General features: G+C 55.0%; 2 pseudogenes. Both read left to right on the top strand.

Annotation, left to right across the window (positions count from 1 at the left end):
• Positions 1-1237: pseudogene (locus ACTJJN_RS26955) on the top strand (T6SS effector BTH_I2691 family protein); the annotation flags it as partial.
• Positions 1237-1935, top strand: a pseudogene (locus ACTJJN_RS26950) (DUF6708 domain-containing protein); the annotation flags it as partial. The pseudogenes ACTJJN_RS26955 and ACTJJN_RS26950, both read left to right, overlap by 1 nt.

The following is a 1935-nucleotide window of genomic DNA, read 5'->3' as shown; positions in this document are numbered from 1 at the left end:
CGTGGCAGACCGGGGCAACCTTGCAATACGCGGCATCACCTACAACCAGGAGGACCTGCGGGAAGCACTGGCGGCGCTGCTGGAAGCGGCTAAAAGCGAACCACAGTCAGCGTCATCCTTCGCCCTGCCGGAAGCACTTGCCAGGCAAGCCCATGCCGCTGCCAATGCCTTTGGGCGCATCAACACCCTGTACGAACAGATGCAGGCACAGAGCAGCACGGCCAGCATCGGCCTGTATGCCTGGTACGTCGCGCTGGGGCGGCAAGTGCTGCGCACCGCGACCCCCAACAGCATGGACCGCGCACTGCACCAGGGTTTGCGGCTGACCTTGTTCGCTTCGGTGCATGAAACGGCTGTCGATATTCGCCTGAGTGAAGCTGCACGTAGCGGGCAGCCCATTAACCCAAAACGCAGTGCAGGCCAGGTATCAAGGTACCTCGACCAGGCCTGGGCTGAAGGGTTGATGCAGGCCCGTAACAGTGACTTCTACAAAGTGCGTGTCTCCGGGCTGGTGTGCCTGCTGGAAGGGATGCTGATGGCCTTCAAAGCGCGCGAACTGCCTGACAGTGATGCGCGGGTGAAGACCGAACTCCTGGCGGCCGCGATGACCACGGCAGCGGCGGGCTTTGAAGTTGGAGCCAGCTATGTGGACCAGGTGGTCGCGCGGTACGGCGCGAACAGTGTGACCGGACGAGGAGCAGCGGCCGCTTTAGGGCGTTTGAAACTATGGGGCGCCAGTTTAGCTGTGACAGGTGGTTTCGTACTCGCCTGGTGGGACTTCGCCGATGCGGCTCAGCAGTTAGTATACCGCCAGCAAAACCTTACCGAACAAAGTACAAAAAAACCTAGAACGCTGGCACTCGCATACGCATCGCGGGCACTGGCAACTATTACAATCTCGCTGGCGGAAGCAGGAACAGCCATTGCAATCGCAAAACCTCTTTTTGACCATCTATCTCAGAATGCCAAAACAAAACTTGTGAGAATGATGACAACATCCATGGGCGCGCTCGCCAATAAACTGGGAACACAAGCTGCTCGCCTACTGCTTGCACGTTTAGTCTTGGGTGCATTTTGGATCGGACTCATCCTGACACTCATAATCTATATTCTGGAAGATGACGCGTTAGAGAAGTGGTGCAAACGTAGCTGCTTCCGAACTCATAAAAATATCAAGCCCTATGAAGAGCAGGAAGAACGGAGCGCCCTACATTCTGCTATCGGCGAGGTTTTATAATGTATCTTATCGAATGGGGATTCTGGCAGATGGCAACTCAGCCAGAAGCTGCACGTAGAACGTACGAAGCAGGGATGACACCAGCAGAGAAGCGCGCACATAGAGATTTTTATGAAGGCGACCTGAATGAAGAGATTCATTTTTGCCAGGTAAGTGAAGCCCCCCTCATACGCGGCCCTGTTTATGCATTCAATGAAACCTACATAGAAATGCGCTGTGGCGGTTCAGAAGAGAAGCGCGGCCTCATTACGCTAGTCACGATCGGCGGAGTGCTGCCTGGGATAATTTTCGGAACCGGCATAGCTGTCGGTTCCATCTGGCTTGATATCACCCAACCTTATTCAATCTCCTTTATAGCACTCCTACTTACAGCTCTCTTGGCTTCAGCTTCAGGAGCAGCATTGTATTTTTACCTGAAGTACGGCGTAAAAATCTCGCGACTGGAAATGCTGACCAGTCGGCATCTGCTTATTCGCTTCAATCGAATAACTCAACAGGTCCACCTCCATCGACCCAGCTACTGTGGTGGCATCGTCACCTTCCCCTGGAAAACAACCGGTAGCACGGGCATTCGCCCAGAAGATGATTCGCTAAGCGTTGGAATACGACTCGGCCTAATCTGGCACCCCAGCCGCACCGGCCTGCCCCACATGGAGATGGCCCTGCTCGGCAAACAAGGCCAAGGCGGCAGCGAACTG

The organism is Pseudomonas sp. 22515 (genome assembly GCF_052044625.1).
Lineage (GTDB): Bacteria > Pseudomonadota > Gammaproteobacteria > Pseudomonadales > Pseudomonadaceae > Aquipseudomonas > Aquipseudomonas alloputida.
This window is presented reverse-complemented; position numbering and strand designations above follow the sequence as displayed.